This window comes from Pseudomonas sp. UME65 (assembly GCF_014170225.1).
Lineage (GTDB): Bacteria > Pseudomonadota > Gammaproteobacteria > Pseudomonadales > Pseudomonadaceae > Aquipseudomonas > Aquipseudomonas protegens.
In genome coordinates, this window is the sequence record NZ_LZZQ01000004.1 from 537989 (window position 1) to 557524 (window position 19536).

A 19536-nucleotide genomic window follows, 5' to 3' on the forward strand; every position below is an offset into this window, starting at 1 on the left:
GGCCAAAAAATGCATAAATGACTAGGCCATGATCCTTCCTTTCGAATTGGACCGCAGCCAGACGGCGCCGATCTATCGCCAGCTTTACCAGCGGTTTCGTGAGTCCATCGCCGATGGCCGTCTGCGTCCGGGGGACCGAGTGCCGGCGGTTCGCGCCTTGGCGGCGGAGCTCAACCTGGCGCGAGGCACCGTGGAAGCGGCTTACCAGCTGCTGATAGGCGAGGGCTACCTGATTGCTCGCGGGGCCGCCGGGACCATTGTCACCCCGCAACTGGCGCCGATTTGCGCGCCCGCGCAGCGTGCCCCAGTGGCTGCAACGACCCACCAGGCCACCCATGCCGGCACCTCGCCCTTGGCACTGCAAATGGGCCTGCCAGCGCTGGATGCCTTTCCGCGCAAACTCTGGACCCGCCTGGCGGGCCGGCAACTGCGCCAGGCGGGTGTCGAAGGCCTGGTCTACCCGGACGCGCGCGGCTACGCCCCGTTGCGGGCGGCCATTGCCTCCTACCTGGGGATTTCCCGGGGCATCAGCTGCCACCCGGAACAGATTTTCGTCTGCGCCGGCTACCGCGCCTGCCTCGACCTGATCAGCCACACACTGATGCGCCCGAGCGCCACCTGCTGGCTGGAAGAGCCCGGCTACTTCATGGCCAGGAGCGCGCTGCTGGAAGCCGGTGCGCAACTGGTGCCGGTGCCCGTGGACGATCAGGGCCTGGACGTCGCCCAAGGCATCGCCCGCGCCCCGGAGGCCGGCTTTGCCGTGGTCACCCCGACCCACCAGAGCCCGCTGGGGGTGTCGCTGTCCCTGCCGCGGCGCCTGGCCCTGCTGGACTGGGCCAACCGTCAAGGCAGCTGGATCATCGAGGACGACTACGACAGCGAATACCGCTACCAGGGCAAGCCCTTGCCGGCCCTCAAGAGCCTCGACCAGCAGGGCCGTGTGCTCTACACCGGCACCTTCAGCAAAGTCCTGTTTCCGGGGCTGCGCCTGGCCTACCTGGTGGTGCCCACCGAACAGACCCCAGCGTTCGCCCGCCAGGCGGATCGTTTGCACAACCACTGCCCGCACCTGCTGCAGGCGACCGTCGCGGCCTTTCTCAACGAGGGGCACTTTGCCCGGCACCTGAACAAAATGCGCGGCCTGTATGCGCGTCGGCGGCAATGGCTGGTGGAGGCGTTGCACCAGGCGTTGGGTGGGCGTTTGCAGATAGATCCACAGGCAGGGGGCATGCATGTGGTGGCTGGGCTGGGGGAGGGGGACGATGTGCAGATTGCCCGCTGGCTCGGGAGGTGGGGATTGCGGTGGAGCCGCTGTCGCAGTGGTATCTGGGGGACGGGAGTAGGCAGGGATTGGTGATGGGGTTTACCAATGTGGTCAGTGCGGAGCAGGCGGTGAGCGTGGCGGTGCGGTTGGGGCGGGTGATTGGGTGAGGTGGGGGTTGTGGCCGCTGAGGCTGGAGTCTTTCCTATGGCAGCCCCCACCATTTGGCCGGCCAAACCCCCTGTGGCAAGGGAGCTTGCTCCCGCTGGGTTGCGCAGCAACCACAACCGCCCTCACATCTAGCTGCCCTCTGGCCGCTTTCAGCGTCCGAGCTTTTCCAGCGCGGCATCGGCCAGGAAGGACGAACGGCTCTTGATGTTGTGCTCGCGGACAAAGCGGTCGATTTGCTGGATGACATAACCCGGCAGGGTCACGTTGACCTTTTCGGTCTTGCCCAGGTAAGGCGTGATGTCGATCTCCAGCATGCCCCAGCCCATGCCCGCGAACTCGGGGTTGGCGCGGTGCTTGCGGGTGGGAGAGGGCAGGGGGATGGCGTGCCCCGCTCGGGCCAGCTCTTCGAGCATGACGTGGGCAATCTCGATGGCGGCGCTGTAGGCGGTTTCGAAGGTGTCGCCGGCGGTGACTGCGCCGGGAATATCAGGAATCTGGATGCCGGTGGCGGTGTGTTCGTCGCCCCATTCGATGCAGATGGGATATTGCACGGGGATCTCCTCAATAGGTGCGAAGGTGGCGGGAGCTAGATCAGTTCAGCCAGTTTTCTGATGGCCCTGACCGTACCCCGTGGCAGATCCTTCTTCGGGTGAGGCGCCGGAACGGTGTTGGGCCTGTAAGGATGCTTGAACAGATGATGGCTTTCGGTGACTCGCTCCAGCACCCATCCTGTGGCTTCAAGCTCCTTGATCAACTGTCTGCTTTGCACCTCCATCTCCTTATCGGGGCGAGAGGTGCTTTATAACTCCAGGCGCATAATGGCGCAGGTTGAATTGTGTGTCTGGAGTTATGTGTCGGGACATGTCGTTCCGGGTGGTTTTTGGCCTTGGACGGTTGGGCTGGCCGTTCAGGGAGGCTTGGGTGTCGAGGTAGAAAATGGCGCCGTCATAGCAACTTTGCCAGCAGGCCGCGAAACGCTTGCACACCTCAAAGCGCTGATCCAGATCGGCCATGCGTGCCTGATGTGCGCTCAGTGTTTCCTTCAGCAGTGCTTGCTGGGCTCGGTAGCAGCAAGTCCCTTATCAGCCTACGCATCGCTGGTCAGGTGCGACGCGTAATTGGCAGCCCATCGGCGCCGTCACACTTAATCCAGAAGGGAAGTAACAGGCCCTGAAAACAGTGACAGAACAATACGACTGACGTAATAACAAATTTGCAAAGCGCTGGTGGCGAGTGTAGAAGGTGGAAAAATTTCAGAAAGTTCTGAAGTATATTTAAAAAATAAATAGTAGATGGAGATGATGATGGCTGAAGGGGATCAGGCTATTGGGGAAGTGTGGGCGTTAGTTGTTGGTGGTAGTGGCATTCATGGAACTAATGATTGTCTTTTTTGCCCCCGTTTACTTGCCGATCAGCACGGCATGAGTGCTCTCTGTTACGCCCGTGTGTACAGGGTGGCGTATGCGTGAGTTCATGACATTCGATGCGGCGGAACCTGCTTTAGTTGCCCGTAGGCGCATCGCCCGTGCTTTGTGTTCCTCCATCAGCAATAACCCTGATGGTCGGGAGCCGCTTTATAAACTCCTGTTCGGGTCAGTGGGTGAGGGGTTTGAACAGTGGGGCAATTTCTTTTGTGAGTTTGGTTCGAACATAAACATTGGTGACGGTGTTTTTATTAACGCCAATGGGGTGTTCCTCGATGCGTTTGAAATAAACATCGGGAACCGTGTGTTTATCGGGCCTCATGTCGGTATTTATACCTCTAACCATGCCAAGGATCTTGAGCAGCGGCGTCGTTATATAGAATCGGGTGCACCTGTAGTCATTGAAGATGATGTATGGATTGGCGGCGGCGCAACAATCTTGCCGGGCGTCACAGTGGGTAAGGGGTCAATTATCGGTGCGGGTGCTGTCGTGGCAAAGTCGGTTCCGCCACACAGTAAAGTGCTGGGCGCTGGTTCTCAGGTTTATCCGATCTAATCAATAGAGGGCATAAAGGGATGTTTGTCTATCAGTCACGCGTGAAAGATCAAATTGTTGGCTCTGTTAAAGATGTCAGTGTTCATGCAGAGGGTGGCATCTACACGGATGCGATTTCGGGCATGTTTAACGTACCGTTCGGGTATTCGTGCGACCCCATCAAGCAGCATATTTCCAAAACGTTGACGGATCTGCCTTTCCACCCCAAGGATCATTTCTATTCGTCCGAGCTGTTTGAAACTTCAGAGCTGCTGCTCAAACGCGCCAAGATGGAAGATGGCGGCTTGCTGTATGTCAACAGCGGCTCGGAAGCCATCGAGTCGTCGATTGCCATGGCCTTGGAATATCACCAGCGCAAAGGCAATACGTTCAAGAAGAAAGTGATCTGCCGCAAGCACTCCTATCACGGCGCCACCTTGGGGGCCCACAGTATTACCGGCAGGAACGATTTCAAGGACCTGCGTTGCAGCGGTTACGACACGATTCGGATCAACCCGCCATTCCCTGTCGTTCACGAAGGTCAGGCGTTGGAAATGCACAGCGTGGCGGATGTGGAGAATATTATTCTTCATTATGGTGCGGAGCAGATCGCTTGCATTATTTTCGAGCCGGTCAACCATTTGAAAGGGATGCGGCAAACTCCCGGCGAGTACCTGATCGGTATTCGTGAACTGTGTGACCGTTACGATATTGTGATGATTACCGATGAAATCGTGACCGGCGCCTCTCGAACCGGAGAGTTCTTGAATACCCATCAGTTTGGGGTTTCTGCCGATATCGTCGCGCTCGGGAAAGGCATCAGCGGTGGTTATTACCCGGCATCCGCTATGGCGACATCCCATAAAATCGCTTCGGTGTTTGACAAGCCAGAGCCGTGGATCCCGTTTTCCTATTCGCATACCTATGCAAGCAACCCGGTTTCGATCGCGGCCATCAATGCGTCGATGCGCGTGCTGGAACAGATAGAGGCCGCAGGGCAGCTACAAAAACTCATTACAAAGACTCAGGCGCTGTGTCAGGAAATCGCCGGGAATGAGCGGATCGCCCGCATTGAATCCCACGGCTTGCTGATCGGCATAACCCTGGACTCAAGCCTTGGGGAGCAGGCAGGCAAGAAGTTGGGTGGGCTGTGCTTTGAAAGGAAGTTGATTATCCGAGGTGAGGAAGATTGGGCTTGCCTGGCGCCCGCCTACATCATGTCAGAAGAAACGCTAAGTGACGTGTTCGAGGTGTTGAATGAATCAATTAGTCAGTTATGACCTCGAGCCAGTTGCCAGCCTGTTGACGCCGTTATATGGCATTCGTCAAAGCGTGCATAAACGGAAGGCGTACCTGACGGACGATGAGTATGTGCGTGCCAATGAGGAAGTTGAAGTCGGTATTGCCGAGTCGTCGAAGTGCCAGACGATCAACGAACTGTCGGTAGCCATCGCCAGACAATTTACGCCGTTCTATTCAGACGTAAGGGTCTGCCTGGAGCGGATTCATGAAATTGCCGGTTACGGAACCCTGGCATCTTGCCTGTCGTCACTGAACATTGCCGAAGCACTGTTTGCATTGGAACTCTGCAATGCGGCAGGGGTGGCCAATCAGGATCTGGTGATTGGCAGGGGGCATATTGCGCCATTGTTTTATGCTTATCGTCATCTACTCAACGGTATGCCTTTGGCTTTTTTGGCTGCGGTTCACGACAAGATTCCGGCTGTTGTCAATAAACACTACGGTTTTGCCTACAGCATGCGGCATAGCCTGGGCGAGGGAGTGGGCATTGCGTTGGGGCGGGCCAATACCAATCGTGATGCACGTGTTATCTGTGTGGCGGGTGATGGTGAGTTGAACGAAGGGGTGTCTTTCGAGGCGATTCGCCTGATTGGCGAACTTGAGGTCAAGAACCTGACGTTGATAGTGGACAACAATGGCAGAGGGATTGACCCACTTCCCGGGAAGTTGAGGCCGGAGTATTTGGCCGCCTACTTCTCTGATGTTTATGAAGTGGATGGACACGACACCCAGGCGATCAGTGAACACATTCGCCAGGCAGAGAAGGACCATCGCTCGGCCGCGATCATCTGTCATACCGAAAAAGGCGTTCACTCCTTCAAACGTGCCAGCCATCAGAGTTTGATGACGTCAACGGACGATCAGCAGAAGAATGATCTGAGGAAAGCTTCCAGTTGCAGTCGAACGGCCGACATTATCGAAGAAGTTCGCTCAGGGGCACCTGTCCATGTATTCACCGCGGATCTGGCCGCTCGGTTTGGCCTTAAGTCATTGTCCGGTTATTGCAACACTGGCCTGGCCGAGTCAGCGTTGCTGACCTGCGCGATGGGGTGCCCGGATGATGAACTGAAGTTTGTCCTGACCGATGACAAGTATTACCTCAACGCGATAGATGTACTGCACTCTGCTTTGATTGCCTGTCGTAATTTGCATGTCATTGGCGCTCGGAAGAACGGTGTGTGGGGCGGCGCTACGTACGCCTCAACCGTATTCAGCTTGCTGACGGAGGAAACCGTATACGAACTGACAGACCCTCTCGATCTGTTGGCCTGTATTCATCGGCAGAAAGCACAGGGTGGAAACGGCCTGTACTTAATGTACGACCAGCCCATGGAAAGAGTGTGTGCCCTGAGAGAGAAGTACCGGAAGCTGTCTGAAGATATCTATATTTTTCAGCCCGAGTTTGCCGCCGGTTCATTGATAGTGTCATCGGAGTCGATGGCGTATGAAGCCTTTCAGGTCGCCACGACAAAAAGATGCACGCATATCCGGTTCCTGTCCGTTCGGCCGGATCTTGAGCTGGTTAAAGAGATGCTGAGCCAATGTGCCGAAATTATTGTCGTAGAACATAACAGTGGTCGCTTCAACCTGGCTGAATACATTGAGTCCAGGTTGCTGGTTCGAGTTCGCAAGGTCTTCAGTGATGCCTACGAGTGGCCAACAACCGAGACTTTCCAGGCAAATGTTGCACCTCGAGCACTGGGTGCATTGTTGGCTGATCCGCCGTACGCATTAGTTAATTAGACTTCACACGTTTAAATGCAGTTTCAACTACTTATTGGTTTTCTGAGCCCTGTATAGGGTTCGGCGGGCTTTCTATGGATTCAGGAGCAGTGGTTTATGACGCAGGGAAATAAAGCGCAAGGCAAGTTGTCCGGTAAAACCATGATCGTCGTGGGCGGTGCCAGAGGCATCGGCTCCGCGATTGTTGAAGTACTGGCCAAAGAAGGTGTTCATGTCTACATCTTTGATACCGACCGGACACCCAATGCAATCAACCACTATCAAACTCAGGATGTCAGTGGTTATCAGGCGGCTCGCACGCTGGCGGCGGATCTGGTGGAGCAAGGGCTTTCGGTAAAGGCCATTGCGGTCGACGCAACGTCTGAAGCCCAGGTCATAGAAGCCGTAGCGGGCGTTGTCCATGAGTCAGAGCACTTTTACGGCCTGGTCAACGCCATTGGCAGCAGCCACCTGATCAACACGGTTGAATCATCGTTGAGCGAGTTTGACGCGATCGTGCAAACCAACCTTACAGCGCCTTACCTGACGTCGCGTGAAGCTGCCCGCGCACTGATCCAGAGGGGCAAGGGTGGCGCGATCCTGAATATCAGCTCCATTGCCGCAAAAGTCGCCTTTCCTGGAATATCTTCCTACTGCGCCGCGAAAGCCGGGTTGCAGGGCTTCTCTGGCGCCTTGGCGCTGGAGTTGGCCACTCACAATATCCGGGTCAACTGCGTTTGCCCCGGCATCGTCAAAACCAATATGTGGAAGTACCTGGAGAACCGCCTCATCGAGCCCAACGAGTCGCTGGATGACTTGTGGGCTCGCATGGAGGGCCTGATCCCGTTGGGTCGTACACAGATCCCGGAAAACATTGCCCGGTTCTGTCTGGCGGTGCTTGAGAACGAAGACATCACGGCTCAATCCCTGTCGGTCGATGGCGGAATGAACCTGTATGGATGACACCGTTGGCACTACGCCTCTTTTGCGCGAAGACCCGAACACCGTACTGAGGATCAGTGATCGTGTGTTCGCTGCCGAGCATTGCGCACAGCTGCGTTATGTAGCGCCGGTTCTGAAAATGCGAAGCGAACCCGGTAGCGATTCGTTCAATATTCCAGGGCTTCATACAGTGGACAGCTTGGGCACTTTGCTCACGTCCGTGACGGGAGAGTTTGCCCTTGGCGCTGACATCAAGTTATTCAGCCTGGCCAAGTTTGATGCTGCAGGGCTCTTTCTTGAAGTCGGGCTGCACAAGCTGAAGTTCGGTGTTGAAGAGTACGGCAGCCACAAGAAGATCGTATCGGTGCATTCATCGCCTTATAGCGATGAAGTCAATGGCATCGAGGTAAACGATAAGCCTGTGCGGCTGTTCATTTCGCGAAGTGGGGATGTGTTCTCGTGTTATCTGAGTGGCTCTGAGGGTGCGGTGGTGTTTCATCGGGCGTTCTATGTGAGCAACTGCCCGGATGAAGTGCGCGTCGGGTTTAGTGTGCAGTCGCCCTTTTCCGAGGGAGCGGTCGGGGAGTTTTCCCGGATTGAAATATCCTCACAGTCCATGGGACTCATCAGAGAGTGAGCAGGTATGACGAGCAAAGACACCTGGTTGATAGTTTCTGATTTTGACGAGACGTTCATGCCGGTCTTGTCATCTCGAGAGGCGGATGCCGGGATAGACAAACTGGAAAGCTGTTTGAATCAACTGAAACGCAAGCACCACCTGTTGTTTGGCTGGGCCACGGGAAACAGTCAAGCGGTGGTCCTGGACAAGATGAAGAGATACCCCGAATTTCCCTGGGACTTTGCACTGACCAGTCTGGGAACCGAGTTGTACTGGAATCACCCGGACCGTGTTCTGGAGGATGAGGGTTGGCCGTTACAAGGCGCAGGCACCTTTCCAGAGCGGGTCATAAGGCTTAGCACCCTGTTCGAGCAAGAGGGTATTGAGTTGACGTTGCAGTCGGAGGCTTTCCAGCAAAAACGCATTCGGGGTTATTACTTGAAGGCCGATGGCAATGAAGCGATCGCCATCGAGCAGATCCATAGACTCTGTTTGCAGGTGGGTCTTGAGGCCTCGATTACCTACGCCAGTGCCGCCGCCGGCGACCCTGAGAATGTCTACGATGTAGCCATCATGCACCCGGGGTGCGGAAAGAAGCAGGGGGTCGATTTCATCGTCAAGAAACATGAGATTTCCCCCGCCAGAGTCATCTCGTTCGGGGACAGTTGTAATGACATCGAGATGTTGAAGGCCTGTTCACATGGTTACCTGGTGGGCAACGCTTCGCATGAGGCCAGGCAGGCGTTTGATCGTGTTGTTGAGGGTTTTTATTGTCACGGCATCGTTGATGGTCTTCAACGGCATTTTTGAAATGGGATATGCATCTACATGGACAGTACAGGGCACACGGAGCATCACAGTGATAAACAGATATTTGATATCTACTTCGGGTTTATCAATACCTACACCTTGTTTTTTGCGGATGAAGTAAAACTGTTTGATCTGCTTGAAGGCAAAGCGCTGAGGCTGGGTGAAATCGGCTCGGCATTGGAACTGGCACCTCGGGCAGCACAGGCGCTTGTGGCTATGTGCACCAGTCAGGGGCTGCTTGAGAAGAGTGGGGAGTGCTATGGCCTGACGTCTTTGGCGCAAGCGTTTCTGACCCGAAAATCGGAGACCTCGTTCAGTGGGGTTCTGCAATCCGCACGCCACAAAGAAGATGCGTTCTCTTATGCATTCTTCAAAGAGTCGATGCTCAGTGGAGAGTCCGGGTTGTTTGGTGAGACTGATCTGTTTGAGAACAATGCGCAGGACCAGTTACACAGCGAAATTTTCACCAAGGCGATGCACAGTAAAAGCAAAGGACCGGCTAGGGCCTGGTCGGGTCGGATTGATCTGTCCGGGTATAGCTGTCTTCTGGATGTGGGCGGTGGTTCGGGTGTTCACTCTATTTGTGCGTTGGAGAAATGGCCTGAACTGAATGCCGTGATCTTTGATCTTCCCTATGTCTGCGATATTGCCGATACCTACGTCGAGCAGTACCGGATGGCGGGGCGCATCACAACCCATAAAGGAGACATCTGGGCGTCTGAGTATCCAGCCGCCGATGTGCATCTTTACAGTGATATCTTTCATGATTGGCCGCTGGACAAGTGTCTGTTTCTGGCCAAAAAGAGTTTTGATGCACTGCCCAGCGGCGGCCGTATCATTCTTCATGAGATGTTTTTTAATAAAGACAAGACCGGCCCACATAATGTCGCGGCTTATAACGCGAACATGTTGCTGTGGACCCAGGGTCAGCAATTGTCAGAGACCGAAATAAGGGAGCTGCTGACGATCGCCGGTTTTCGCGATATTACAGTTTCCCGCACGCAATACGGTGACTGGAGCCTGGCAACCGGAATCAAGTATTAAGGTTGCTGACAACCAATGCCCTATGAGGGCGTTCTGATTGCACAGTGTGAACTCAAGGTCCGGCGCATTCGCCCCGGACTTCACTTGTGTCTTCTTGCGGGAGATTAAAGTGATCCCAGTACGTTACCGTATTCTTTGTATTTACTCCGGCATGCTGGCGTTGACCCAGTATGAATGGATGCGCTTTGCGCCTATCACGGATCAGGTGTCCACCCAGTACGGTATTACTTATGGGGAAGTCGGTTCACTGTCTTTGGCGGTGACGGCACTTGCATTACCGCTGGCACTTCCCAGCGGTGGCCTGATTGACCGGATATCGGTGCAAACAGCCTTGCGTATCACCGCCATTGCCATGTTGTTGGCGGCATTGATCCGGGTGTTACAACCCCATTATGAATACCTGCTTGCCGGCCAACTGTTGTTCGGGTTTGTTCAACCCTTGACCATGTCGCTGCTCGTCAAGTTGATGATCACCTGGTTTTCTGAAGATGAGCACGTACGGGTCACGACGCTGTTCAGTACGGTGATTTTCCTGGGTATAGGCTCCGCGTTCATGATTGTCCCGTTGACGGAGGAGGGGAACGTCAGCAGTTCGTTGTTGATTGACGTCGCGATCCTGGGGCTGATTGCGCTATTGACCTTCATTTATGTCCCGCGAGATGGCCCTCTTGTGCAAACAACGTCCGCCCCGACCAAATCCGGCGGCCGTTTACTGGCAGAGGGTGTCGATTTATTGCGCACGGCTCCGTTCACGGCTGTTTTGCTGATGATTTTTTTAACCAACGGCTATTTCTCCGCCATTACGACATGGCTGGAGCCGATCCTGTTGCGTCAGGGGATCGATGCCCAGGTTTCAGGATTTATCGTTGTTCTGATGTTGGCCGGTGGTATCGCGGGTATGACGTTCATGCCTTTACTGGTGCGTAGCGGTGCAAGCGTGGGGGGCATTCTGTCCGGGGTTTCATTGTTGGCAGGGGGAGGCACGGTACTGCTTTTCACCTCGGGTTCCCCTTGGATATTGAGCCTGGCTGGGATCGTGATCGGTGCCGCGCTGTTATCTCCGCTGCCTCTTCTGCTGCAACTGATAGCCGACACTGCCGGACTCTCCAGATCTGGGACGGCGACCTCAATTTTCTGGTTAGTCGGCAATATTGGCGCCACGATAATGATCGCGACGTTGGGGGTTATCGCCGACCACGGTGACTGGGGAATGGCAGCGGTATTGCTGTGTCTGGTTCTGGTCGTCCAGATAACGATTTCGCTCATGGGCTTTCGAATGGTCGGCGCTAGCACTACCTGACTTCATATGGTTCTGTGTAGATATCCGTTGCTGCGGTCATGGCCGCTTAGGGTTTCGCTCTTACAGCGGGTCACTTTGGAAAAAACCGGAATGCCGGCCCAGCCCAAAGTCAGCAAAGGGCTCCTGCCCCCGCATCCGGCGCCTCGCCTAGGCTCGGCGTTCCCTCACTTCGGCATTGCTCCGGGGGCACGCCGCCACAGGCCATCCATGCCCAGCTGCCCCTGCTCAGGGCGAAGGCGGCATACGTGCGTTTCAAGCCGCACTCCGCTTCAACGTTGCCAGCAGGCCGCGAAACGCTTGCACACCTCAAAGCGCTGATCCAGATCGGCCATGCGTGCCTGATGTGCGCTCAGTGTTTCCTTCAGCAGTGCTTGCTGGGCTCGGTAGTAATACTCCAGCATTTCATTATTGGTCGACATTGCCTTGCTACGGTCGGCCGCTTCGCTGTCGGGCAGCAGTTCCTTGATCGCCGGGGTGTCGAGCAGGCCCAGACGGTTGGTGTAGTAGTCCTTGTACAACTGCAATGAACGGGCCTTGGTGCCACTCATCTCTTTGGCGAACTGCTCCAGGTTCTGCTGATATTCAGTCCAATAGGCATCGGGCAGGCTGAAGTCGAGGCGCCGTTTGCGTTCCGCTATGGATTTGTCGAGCAGTGTTTTCTGGACCGAAGGGGAATCCTCGGCGTCGGGCTTCATTTTCGCGATAACACTCGCGTCGACGATCTGCGCGATCAGCGCTGCACGCTCCGCTGACTGCGGTTGTGCTTCGGTGGGCTTGGGGAAAATAGGGTTGTGGCCGGCGCAGGCGGGCAGGCCTTTCTTGGTCAGCACGATCGGCGAACGCACAGTCTTGCCATCGATCTGGCGCAGACGGCTAAGGGTGACCTGGCAAGTGCGACCTACTTGGCGGAAGTCCGCTTCGTACTCGCCGCCGCTCTGCGGGGTGAAGTTGAACCCCACGGTGCACACGCTGCCGGTGCTCAAGGTATTGGCTCGCGCGAATAGCTCATGGCCCGGTTGCAGCCGCACTTCCAAGTAGGCCTTGGCATCCTCGGGTGCAGCGGCACTCATGTCTGCCCGTCGCCGGGTATTGGCGCTGAACAGGTTATTGAGCAGCCCCGTGGTTTGGCCGCCGCAGTGTTCGGCATCGAACAAGTCGAGCGTCGAGCTGTCACTGCTGCTGATAAAGCGCAGCTTCGCCGCATCGGGGGCACTGGCGTCCGGGTAGGTGCCATTGAAACTGCACCCGCCAAGTACCAGCGCGGCAATGCTTACAGCGCCACGCACGCGCCATTGGGAAAAACAGAACATGTTGATAGATCGTCCTTGATGCTCGAGTGGGCGAAAGGCCATCATGCTAAAGAAGGCAGTCGCCGCCGTCCAGCGCGCCTGTCGTCCCTGAATTTTCTGGGGATTTTCTTTGTCTCCCACCGAGGTAGCGGAATGTTTGGCTCGCGCAACATCTTTGCAATTGGTCTGATTGGATTACTGGCCGGTTGTTCGTCAATGCCAACTGAAATGGCCTTGAATTCACCCGTATACAACGCGCAAAACGCGGGCCTAGTGGTCGGCGCGCTGCTGGAAGGCGGCCCCTACGGAACCTACCTTGAGTTTCGCGATATCAAGAGCGGCAAGACTTATGGCTGGGGACCCAAGGATGACTACTCGGCATGGCTACCTGCCGGTGACTATGAAGTGAGCCGCCTGGGTCACCGTCGCGGGGCCATGGGGGCTTACTCCAAACCGCTGCGTTTCACCGTCACCCAAGGGCAGCTCAATTACCTTGGCGAGATGGTCTACGGCTGCTCGGCCGTCGCGCAACCGGCTGCGGTGTACGGCGTATTGAACTGCGGGGCCCTCGCGCTTGGCGAATGCACCGTCCCTAGCCCTAACGTGAACGTATGCGTGGTGGATCGCCAGGATCAAGCGATCAAGCATTTTTTGCAGCAACACCCCGAGCAAGCCCCTTTGCCCGTGCGTAACGCGGTCATGTCGGCAGCAGCCTCTGGATCGAGTGTCCGCTTTCCTTAGGCTTTGTACGAAAAGCCTTGGTGCTCGGTGATGCTGCGTTACTTTCGATACTCATGCGCATAGCTGCAAATAGGGTCCTGGTTATGGGCCCATAGTTTCAAGGGGCGAGGGTAGTTGATGAGTACAGTGTCGCGGTTGAATGAGCTGCTTGTTGATCACTGCCTCTCATCATTCGAAACCTGTAGCCGCTGTCGAGCGCAGTGAGGCTGCGCACGAGGACGCAGTCCTCGCCAAACCTGCCGATGCTTTTCACCTGGCTGCATACGGTTTTGTGTACATATCCGTTGCTGCGGTCACGGCTGCTTAGGGTTTCGCCCTTACGGCGACTCACTTTTGAAGAGCGCAAAAGTAAGCAAAACGCTCCTGCCCCCGCATCCGGCGCCTCGCCTAGGCTCGGCGTTCCCTCACTCCGGCATTGCTCCGGGGGCACGCCGCCACAGGCCATCCATGGCCTGGGGCGGCTAGCTCGGCATCCATGCCGAGCTGCCCCCTGCGCAACGCCTACGTTCGGCCTTCTGGAGGGGGCAGGAAGATCAAGATCAAAAGCCAAAGCAAGATCAAAGGCCGGGCCAAAGCCAAGCGCGTTTTACGCGCTGGTTGAGTTCAATGGCCTTCAAGCCTCTTGCGCTGTTCGCCACTGAATCACCTCCAGCACCGCGCAACCCTCCCGGGTGAGCAGGTGCACCCCTCGGGTGACCCGCGTCAGATCGCAGTCGGCAATGTCTTTCAGGTTAAGCGTGGACAGCGTGTCCATCAGATCCCGCACCACGGTGAAACGATGGGCCGCACTGCTGGCCAGATCGCTCAGAGAGGCTTGGGTGTCGAGGTAGAAAACGGCTCGGTTGGCGTCGTGGGTGTCGACGGCGGTAAAGCGCGAGAGTGGCTGGTCAATCTGAATCGCCCCTGATTTCCTAGACGCTTTTGACTGGCTGCTTCTGGCCGATAGCAGTCTTTCACTAAGTGCAGCAATAAATACCTCTACTTAAGCTAAACAGGCGCCGCACAATACGCGGCGCCGATCCACTCAATGCACAATCTGCGCAAGAAACGCCTTAGCCCTCTCACTCTTCGGCGCCCCAAAAAACTCCTCCGGCGGCGCGTCTTCAACGATGCGCCCCCCATCAAGAAATAGCACACGTTCGGCAACCTGCCGCGCAAACCCCATCTCATGGGTCACGCACAACATCGTCATACCACTCCCCGCCAGCTTCACCATCACATCCAACACCTCACTCACCATCTCCGGGTCCAGCGCCGAAGTCGGTTCATCAAACAACATGATCTTCGGCTCCATGCACAGCGCCCGGGCAATCGCCACGCGCTGTTGCTGCCCACCAGAAAGCTGGCTCGGGTACTTATCCGCCTGGTTCTCAATCCCCACCTTGGCCAGGAATCCCCGCGCCAGTTCTTCAGCTTTTTTCCGCGACAACCCGCGCACGGTCATCGGTGCCAGGGTGCAGTTGTCCAGCACGCTCATGTGCGGGAACAGGTTGAAGTGCTGGAACACCATGCCCACTTGGCTGCGTACCTGGGCGGCTTCGCGGGTGTTTTGCGAGAGGTCGGTGCGGTCCACCAGGATGCGGCCCTTTTCGGCAATCTCCAGGCGGTTGATGCAGCGGATCAGGGTGGATTTGCCGGAGCCGGAAGGCCCGCAGAGGACGATGCGTTCGCCCTGGCGCACCTTGAGGTCGATGTCGTGCAATACGTGGAAGGCGCCGTAGAACTTGTTCAGCCCGGCAATATCGATCACCACTTCACGCGGGTCGGCAATGGGCTGGGCGGGCGCTTGTGAGGCGGCGGGAAGCGGGGCGGTCTGGGTCTGCATGGCGGTTCTCCGTCGGTCAGTTGAAGCGCTCGGCGCGGTAGGGGGTGGGGTCGGTGAAGGGCGTTTCGCCGGTGACCATCTGTGCCAGCAGGTGGCCGCTCACCGGGCCCAGGGTCAGGCCGTGGTGGGCGTGGCCGAAGTTGAACCACAGGCCGGGGTGGCGCGGGGCCGGGCCGATCACCGGGCACATGTCCGGCAGGCACGGGCGGCGGCCCAGCCAGGGTTCGGCGTCGAGGCGTTCGCCCAGGGGGTAGAAGTGGCGGGCCAGGGCTTCGCAGCGGCGCAGTTGGATTTCGTTGATCGGGTCGTCGCAGTCGGCGAATTCGATGCCGGTGGTCAGGCGGATGCCGCCCACCATCGGCGCCAGGACGTAGCCGCCCACCGGGTCGAGGATCGGGTGCTGCAGGCGGGTGCCGGGCACGGCGGCGTAGTGCATGTGGTAGCCGCGCTTGATCGCCAGGGGAATGCGGTAGCCCAGGGGTTCGAAGATGCCGCTGGCTTGCGGGCCCAGCGCCACCACCACTTCCTGGGCGGTGATCGGGCCGAGTTCGCTGTGCACCTGCCAGCCGCCTTCGATCTGGGTCAGGGTCAGGGCGTCGCCGATGATGAATTGGCCGCCGCGTTGCTTGAACAGTTCGGCGTAGCCGCGGGTCAGGCCGCCGGGGTCGCTGACGGTCTTGGGGTCGAGCCAGTGCAGGCCGCCGACTACGTCTTGGTGCAGGCCGGGTTCCAGGGCCAGCAGTGCGGTGCGGTCCAGTACCCGGTAGTTGAGCTGGTAGTCGCGCAGGTCGGCGGCGGCGCGCTGGGCGAAGTCGAAGGCCTGCTGGTCGTTGAAGGCTTCGAGCCAGCCGCCGTCGGCGATCAGTTCCAGCATGTTGGCCGGGCGGGCCAGGGCCAGGTGTTCGGTGACGCAGCGTTCGATCAGCGGCAGCATGGCGCGGGTGGCGGCGGCCAGGCCCTTGGGCGAGGAGTGGCGCCAGTATTGCAGCAGCCAGGGGCCGGCCTTGGGCAGGTGGCGCAGGCTGTAGCGCACGTCCGATTGCTGGTTGAGGCCGTAGCGCACCAGCTTGGTCACTTCCCGGGGGAAGGCGTAGGGAATCACGCTGGCGCGTTCGATCAGCCCGGCGTTGCCGTGGCTGGTGCCGTTGCCCGGAGGCTGGCGGTCCAGCAGCACGACTTGGCGGCCGCGGGCCTGCAGGTGCAGGGCGCTGCTGACGCCGACGATTCCGGCGCCCAGAACGAGGGTTTGGCAATGCATGTTTGGGTCCTTATGACAGGGGCCGCGGGGCGGCCCGCTAAAGGGTTCAGTTCAGGTGCCGGCCCAGGCGGCCTTCCAGGTATTTGAGGCTGCGCCGTACCACTTCGACGATCAGCAGGTAGAGCACCGCGGCCCACAGGTAGATCTGGAAATCGAAGCTGCGGGAGAAGGCCAGTTTGGTCACCCCCATCAGGTCGTAGATGGTCACCAGGGAGGCGATGGCGCTGGCCTTGATCATCAAAATCAGCTCGTTGCCCAGAGGCCCGATGGCGATCAGCAGCGACTGCGGCAGGATCACTTTGCGAAACGCGGTCCAGCGCGACAGGCTCAGGGCCTTGCAGGCTTCGCGCTGGCCCTGGGCAACGGCCAGCAGGCTGCCGCGCAGGATCTCCGCCTGGTAGGCGGCGGTGTTCAGGGTGAAGGCCAGCAGGGTGCAGAACCAGGCGTCGCGGAAGAACCACCACAGGCCCACGTCCTGCCAGAAGCCTTTGAACGAACCCAGGCCGTAATACAGCATGAACAGCTGGGCCAGCAGCGGCGAGCCACGGAAGAAGTACACATAAGCCCCGGTGAAGCGCCGCAGGAAACGATTGCTGGACAGCCGCCCGAGGGCGATCAGCAGGCCGAGCACCGCGCCCAGGCTGAAGGAGATCGCCACCAGCTTGGCGGTCACCAGCAGGCCGTCAATAAAGCGCGGGCCGTAGCGTTCCAGCAGTTCCTGGTTGAGGAACAGGTTCAGCAGGTCATCCAGGTTCATGGCTGCAGGCTCCGTTGCGCACGGTTGAAGCGTCGTTCGAGAAAACTGAACAGGTGCCCGGACAGCGCCGAGAAGAACAGGTAGCCAAAGCAGGCCACGCTGTAGAACAGCATGGGTTCCTTGGTCACGCTGACCGCGAGGTTGGTCTGGCGCATCAGGTCCACCAGGGAAATGGTCGACACCAGGGAGGTGTCCTTGAGCAGCGACAGCCAGTTGTTGGAAAGCCCCGGCAGGGCGATGCGCGTCAGTTGCGGCAGCAGCACCCGGGTGAAGGTGGTGCGGCGCGACAGGCTCAGGGCGCTGGCGGCTTCGTACTGGCCCTTGGGCAGGGTCTTGAACGCGGCCAGCCAGATCTCGCTGGAGAAGGCGGCGAACACCAGGCTGAAGGCGATCATCGCGGCGACGAAGGTGTTGATCGCCACTTCACCGGGGTAGCCCAGGGCGCCGAGGATCTTCTGCGCGGCAATCTGGCAGCCGTAGTAGATGATCAGCAGGGTCAAGAGCTCCGGCAGGCCGCGAAACACCGTGGAAAAGGTCGTGGCCCAGGCCCGCGCCCAGCGGTTTTTCGAGCGCGCGGCCAGGGCTACGGCCAGCCCCAGGGGCAGGCCGATGGGCACGCAGGCCAGTGCCAGGGCGATGGTCACCAGGGCCCCGGCAAGCAGGGCCGAGCCCCAGCCGCCGCTGGCGAAGGACAGGAGTGACAGCTGTTCGAACATGCGCGAACCCTCTGGAAAAATGAACCGTGCAGGGCGCCGCCGCGCTCAAGAGAACGCGGGGCAAGGGCAGCGGCAAAGGCGGGCGGTCAGTAGATGTCGAAGGCGAAGTAGCGGCTGGAGATTTTCTTGTAGGTGCCGTCGGCAACGATCTCGTCCAGGGCCTTGTTCAGGCGCTCGCGCAGGGCGTTGTCTTCCTTGCGTACGGCGATCGAGGCGTCGGCGGTGGTGCCGTTGACGTCGCCGATGATCTTGCAGCAATCCTTGCCAGTGCTTTCAGCCCAGGCCAGCAGCGGGAACTTGTCGGCGATCACCCCGTCCACGCGCCCGGCCGCCAGGTCGCTGTTGGCTTCGTCCAGGGTCGGGTAGAACTTCACGTCGGCACCGGCCGGGCCGTAGTGGTCCTCGGCGTAGATGGCCTGGGTCGAGGAGGCCTGGGCGCCCACGGTGCGGCCCTTGAAGTTGGTCTGGGCGTCGGTGATGTCCGAGTCCTTGGGCACCGCCACCGACAGCGGGGTGCGGTAGTAGTGGTTGCTGAAGGCGATCTTCTTCTTGCGTTCGTCGGTGGCGATCATCGAGGCCACCACAGCGTCGTATTTCTTCGCCAGCAGCGCCGGGATGATGCCTTCCCAGTCCTGGGCGACGATCTGGCACTCGACCTGCATCTGCTTGCACAGGGCGTTGGCGATGTCCACGTCAAAGCCGTGCAGCTGGTTGTTGGAGTCCACGTAGTTGAAGGGCGGGTAGGCGCCTTCGGTGGCGATCTTCAAGGTTTCGGCCTGGGCCGTGGAGGCGGCGATGACCAGGGCGCAAGCGCCGGCGAAGCGGAGGACGTTGTTCATGGAGCACCTCGGTTATTTATTGTTTTGGTCGGGCGGACGATGTGTAGCCAACAAACTCGTTATGCAGGGCAGCGGTGGCTTCCAGGCGTTTTTCCACCTCGGGTCCCAGGTGCTTGCACACCTCGTTGACCAACAGGTGCACCAGCGACAGCATGGCCGCGGTGGATTCCCAGAACAGGTTGAATTCAGTGGGCACACGGAACACCTCGTCGGCGTTCTGCTCGGCCCAGTCGCAGAAGGTATCGGTGACCAGGGTCACCGGAATTCCCGCCTCGCGGGCCTTGTGGCACAGGGTCAGGGCGTGGCGCGAGTAGCGCCTTGCCTCGAACACCACCAGGGCGCAGTCCTCGGCGGGGCTCAGCAGTACGTCGGCGAAATGCCCGGCGGCGCCGTCCACCAGGTGCACGCCGTCGCGCAGGTATTGCAGCAGGTGGACCATGGAGGCGGCGATGCCGCGCTCGGTCTGGAACCCCGCCACGTACACCCGGCGCCGGCTGGCTAGGCGCTGGACCACGGTCTGCCAGGCCGGGGTCAGGCTGTATTCGTAGACCTTGACCAGCGCCGCCACTTCCAGCTCGAAGCTGCGGGGCAGGCCCTGGGCCGCCGGGTTGGGCTGCTGGCGAAATTCCTGCAGGCGGTCGCCCACCAGCCACGGGCCTTCGCCGAGGTCGTTCTTCAGGTCGTTTTTCAGATCCTTGAAATGGCTGTAGCCGATGGCGCGGCAGAAGCGGCCGACGCTGGACTCGCTGACGCCGAGTTTTTCGGCGATGTCGGCGGCGGTCTGGAAGGGCAGTTCATAGAGGTTGGCCAGCATGTAGCTGGCAATCGCCCGGCCCGACGCGGTGGCGCTGGACAGGCTGCTTTCAAGGCGTTGCTTGATGGGCTGGCTCATGGTTGTTTTCATTCTTGTGGGCCGTTGACAATGGAAAATGAATGTTTTCTGTCATGAAGTCAACATTTGACAGTTAACTGGCGTGACGC

Annotated in this window: 19 protein-coding genes and 1 pseudogene; 10 read left to right on the forward strand and 10 right to left on the reverse strand. The window is 58.6% G+C overall.

Annotated elements, in window-relative coordinates; all coding sequences use genetic code 11:
• Window positions 1–28: 28 nt before the first annotated feature.
• Window positions 29–1431 (forward strand): annotated as a pseudogene (locus A9971_RS03545) (PLP-dependent aminotransferase family protein).
• A 150-nt stretch (window positions 1432–1581) separates the two neighbouring features.
• On the opposite strand, the gene A9971_RS03550 reads toward A9971_RS03545, so the two are convergent.
• On the reverse strand, window positions 1582–1983 hold the full coding sequence (locus A9971_RS03550) for a type II toxin-antitoxin system HicB family antitoxin (protein ID WP_182999911.1): 402 nt from the start codon (window positions 1981–1983) through the stop codon (window positions 1582–1584).
• A gap of 35 nt (window positions 1984–2018) precedes the next feature.
• Window positions 2019–2201, reverse strand: coding sequence for a type II toxin-antitoxin system HicA family toxin (locus A9971_RS03555; RefSeq protein WP_041752740.1), 183 nt, complete (start codon window positions 2199–2201; stop codon window positions 2019–2021).
• 692 nt (window positions 2202–2893) lie between these two features.
• Here A9971_RS03555 and A9971_RS03560 point away from each other — a divergent pair.
• The 8 genes from A9971_RS03560 to A9971_RS03595 all read left to right on the forward strand — a co-directional run bounded on the left by A9971_RS03560 (window position 2894) and on the right by A9971_RS03595 (window position 11130).
• A complete protein-coding gene (locus A9971_RS03560; RefSeq protein WP_053150430.1) occupies window positions 2894–3412 on the forward strand; it encodes a sugar O-acetyltransferase in 519 nt (172 codons plus the stop codon).
• A gap of 20 nt (window positions 3413–3432) precedes the next feature.
• Entirely contained in the window at window positions 3433–4671 is a 1239-nt protein-coding gene (locus tag A9971_RS03565) for an aminotransferase class III-fold pyridoxal phosphate-dependent enzyme (RefSeq protein WP_041117182.1), read from the forward strand.
• The gene (locus A9971_RS03570; protein WP_220802792.1) at window positions 4649–6436 is read left to right on the forward strand and encodes a 1-deoxy-D-xylulose-5-phosphate synthase N-terminal domain-containing protein; all 1788 of its coding nucleotides are present in this window, start codon (window positions 4649–4651) and stop codon (window positions 6434–6436) included. Before A9971_RS03565 ends, A9971_RS03570 begins: the two co-directional genes overlap by 23 nt.
• 96 nt (window positions 6437–6532) lie before the next feature.
• Window positions 6533–7378, forward strand: a complete 846-nt coding sequence (locus A9971_RS03575) for an SDR family NAD(P)-dependent oxidoreductase (RefSeq protein WP_015634986.1) — start codon at window positions 6533–6535, stop codon at window positions 7376–7378.
• Window positions 7371–7994, forward strand: coding sequence for a DUF1349 domain-containing protein (locus A9971_RS03580; protein WP_053157465.1), 624 nt, complete (start codon window positions 7371–7373; stop codon window positions 7992–7994). Before A9971_RS03575 ends, A9971_RS03580 begins: the two co-directional genes overlap by 8 nt.
• A 6-nt stretch (window positions 7995–8000) precedes the next feature.
• Window positions 8001–8786: an HAD-IIB family hydrolase gene (locus tag A9971_RS03585; protein ID WP_182999912.1), complete on the forward strand. Its 786-nt coding sequence runs from the start codon at window positions 8001–8003 to the stop codon at window positions 8784–8786.
• A gap of 18 nt (window positions 8787–8804) precedes the next feature.
• Window positions 8805–9830 carry a methyltransferase gene (locus A9971_RS03590; protein WP_015634989.1) on the forward strand — a complete coding sequence of 342 codons (1026 nt, stop codon included), beginning with the start codon at window positions 8805–8807 and terminating at the stop codon, window positions 9828–9830.
• 109 nt (window positions 9831–9939) lie between these two features.
• Window positions 9940–11130: an MFS transporter gene (locus A9971_RS03595; RefSeq protein WP_283990159.1), complete on the forward strand. Its 1191-nt coding sequence runs from the start codon at window positions 9940–9942 to the stop codon at window positions 11128–11130.
• Between the two features lie 269 nt (window positions 11131–11399).
• Here A9971_RS03595 and A9971_RS32830 read toward each other — a convergent pair whose 3' ends face one another.
• Window positions 11400–12560 carry a hypothetical protein gene (locus A9971_RS32830; protein ID WP_244868188.1) on the reverse strand — a complete coding sequence of 387 codons (1161 nt, stop codon included), beginning with the start codon at window positions 12558–12560 and terminating at the stop codon, window positions 11400–11402.
• Between the two features lie 12 nt (window positions 12561–12572).
• Between A9971_RS32830 and A9971_RS03605 the strand changes: the two genes are divergently transcribed.
• A complete protein-coding gene (locus tag A9971_RS03605) occupies window positions 12573–13160 on the forward strand; it encodes a hypothetical protein (protein ID WP_042942434.1) in 588 nt (195 codons plus the stop codon).
• 613 nt (window positions 13161–13773) lie between these two features.
• Here the strand turns inward: A9971_RS03605 and A9971_RS03610 are convergent.
• From A9971_RS03610 to A9971_RS03640, 7 genes are all read right to left on the reverse strand, one after another.
• Window positions 13774–14052, reverse strand: coding sequence for a hypothetical protein (locus A9971_RS03610; protein WP_182999924.1), 279 nt, complete (start codon window positions 14050–14052; stop codon window positions 13774–13776).
• Window positions 14053–14184: 132 nt separating this feature from the next.
• Complete coding sequence (locus tag A9971_RS03615) at window positions 14185–14985, reverse strand: amino acid ABC transporter ATP-binding protein (protein ID WP_259652279.1); 801 nt, start codon at window positions 14983–14985, stop codon at window positions 14185–14187.
• A gap of 16 nt (window positions 14986–15001) precedes the next feature.
• Window positions 15002–16243: an FAD-binding oxidoreductase gene (locus tag A9971_RS03620; protein WP_182999913.1), complete on the reverse strand. Its 1242-nt coding sequence runs from the start codon at window positions 16241–16243 to the stop codon at window positions 15002–15004.
• Window positions 16244–16289: 46 nt separating this feature from the next.
• Window positions 16290–17000, reverse strand: a complete 711-nt coding sequence (locus A9971_RS03625; protein WP_011060496.1) for an ABC transporter permease — start codon at window positions 16998–17000, stop codon at window positions 16290–16292.
• The gene (locus A9971_RS03630; protein ID WP_182999914.1) at window positions 16997–17716 is read right to left on the reverse strand and encodes an ABC transporter permease; all 720 of its coding nucleotides are present in this window, start codon (window positions 17714–17716) and stop codon (window positions 16997–16999) included. Before A9971_RS03630 ends, A9971_RS03625 begins: the two co-directional genes overlap by 4 nt.
• An 86-nt stretch (window positions 17717–17802) precedes the next feature.
• Window positions 17803–18555, reverse strand: a complete 753-nt coding sequence (locus A9971_RS03635) for a transporter substrate-binding domain-containing protein (RefSeq protein ID WP_053150435.1) — start codon at window positions 18553–18555, stop codon at window positions 17803–17805.
• Between the two features lie 16 nt (window positions 18556–18571).
• A complete protein-coding gene (locus tag A9971_RS03640) occupies window positions 18572–19447 on the reverse strand; it encodes a MurR/RpiR family transcriptional regulator (RefSeq protein WP_047285528.1) in 876 nt (291 codons plus the stop codon).
• Between the last annotated feature and the right edge of the window lie 89 nt (window positions 19448–19536).